Annotated in this window: 1 protein-coding gene and 2 pseudogenes; 1 reads left to right on the top strand and 2 read right to left on the bottom strand. The window is 42.8% G+C overall.

From position 1 onward, the window contains the following. Positions 1–161: pseudogene (locus tag I8U18_RS18460) on the top strand (IS256 family transposase); the annotation flags it as partial. A 241-nt stretch (positions 162–402) separates the two neighbouring features. Here I8U18_RS18460 and I8U18_RS17520 read toward each other — a convergent pair. Both I8U18_RS17520 and I8U18_RS17515 read right to left on the bottom strand, forming a co-directional pair. Further along, on the bottom strand, positions 403–1,068 hold the full coding sequence (locus tag I8U18_RS17520; RefSeq protein WP_033102227.1) for a class I SAM-dependent DNA methyltransferase: 666 nt from the start codon (positions 1,066–1,068) through the stop codon (positions 403–405). A gap of 151 nt (positions 1,069–1,219) precedes the next feature. Continuing rightward, positions 1,220–1,673: pseudogene (locus I8U18_RS17515) on the bottom strand (transposase); the annotation flags it as partial.

Below are 1,673 nucleotides of genomic sequence, written 5' to 3'. Positions count from 1 at the left end.
CTTTCCGAATCGAGCTTCCGTGTTGCGTTTGCTGGGAGCACTACTGATGGAAGTGGACGAAAAATGGGCCAGTGGTAGAAAGTACTTGGACATGACCGGAGTATTTGGAGTGGCGAAAATCCAATGAAAAACCTCAGCCAAAAGTTACACGCATAAGTTGAACGCCGACTTTTCTGACCGAGGAAATTTACACATAATTTTGGGCTTGATCACTATATGTTTACCTCACCTATTTAGTTACATGTTAATTTAATTATTACAGGCTTGAGCATTTAGTTGTTTTTCATACATACCAATAATAAGAAACCTTTCTGATTCACGGAAAACATGAACTGCTAATATCGGAGGTCGAACCAAAAACCACATGCTAGTCACTAGGGGTTTTTGAAACCGCAGTGAGGATCAAGCTTCCCGATTTAGTTCGGCCACCATCAGCCAAACATACCGATTGAGCTGTTTCATACGCACGGTGAGTCCGGCTTGGCAGAAAGCGCGTTCTAACCGACTCATCACCGGGTAATACTCCCGTTTCAGATCCAAGGCGAGCTCGTGAAAACCGCGCTCCTCGGCTTCTCGTTGCATGGCCAGTTTGGTCCCTTCATCGCGGAACACTGTATCGGCAAACGCAATTTTGCCGCCCGGATTGAGCCGTTTGACCAAATCACGGAGCGCCTGGTCTTTCATCTCATCTGTCAAATGGTGAAACGCATAAGTGCTTACAATAGCGTCCACTGATGGGAGACCGGAGGGTACGTTCAAAAAATGCCCTTCATGCAACTCCAGATCGGGCAGTTTGGCTTTAGCTTTTTCGCGCATTGCAGCCGACGGTTCAATTCCAATTACCCGGTAACCCTCCGCAAAAAGCAGACTTGTTAAATTTCCAGTACCTACGCCGAACTCCATCACGACGCTTCCTTTGGGAAGTGCAAGAGAATCCACCACTGATTTCAAAATATTGGCGTACCCCTCAAATACTTCGATATATTCCGGATGGCCGCCAGCGACTGCTTGATCGTAATCTTCGGCCCATTGATCAAATAAACTGTTAAAAAGTGCTTCGCTTCCCATCATTCGTGCCTCCTCGGCAAATACCTATAATTATGATCTAATTAGTCGCCTTTTAATGTTAATCTTATCAAAATATGTCATTTCTATCAATACAAATTTCCTACACCAAATAGCCTTTGTGAGTTTAAGTGTAAAGTTTGTTAACTCTGCCCCGTTCATTTTTGACAAAATACCCGCTTTCCGGATCAGTTGTGCTTTCCTTAACCTCTTTAACTTCATCATCCGTCTTGAGAGCCAATGTCTTTTTTCCATGAGCCAATCGATCCTAGTTGATTTCATCCTCAAGTTGCTCTTGGAAGGTTCGGACACAGGCCCAAACCAGCTTCTTAACATATTTCTTTTTATTTGCATTGGCTTTCACATGTGTTGAATCAATAAAGATGACTTCTGGATTGACAAAACAATGATTGATAGCTTCTTGTAAAATGTAATCAAAAATCATTTCAAATAGATCCGTGTCTTGAAAGCGACGGACATAATTCTTTCCGAATGTTGAAAAATGGGGGATTTTTTCTGTGAGTCCATAACCAAGAAACCAACGATAAGCCACATTGGTTTCAATCTCCTTAATGGTTTGCCTCATGGATCGAATGCCAAATAAATAT

The sequence above is a fragment of the Thermoactinomyces sp. CICC 10522 genome (assembly GCF_016055075.1).
Taxonomy (GTDB): domain Bacteria; phylum Bacillota; class Bacilli; order Thermoactinomycetales; family Thermoactinomycetaceae; genus Thermoactinomyces_A; species Thermoactinomyces_A daqus.
Note: the sequence above shows the minus strand (reverse complement) of the source record. Positions and strands in the feature narration are given on the sequence as shown.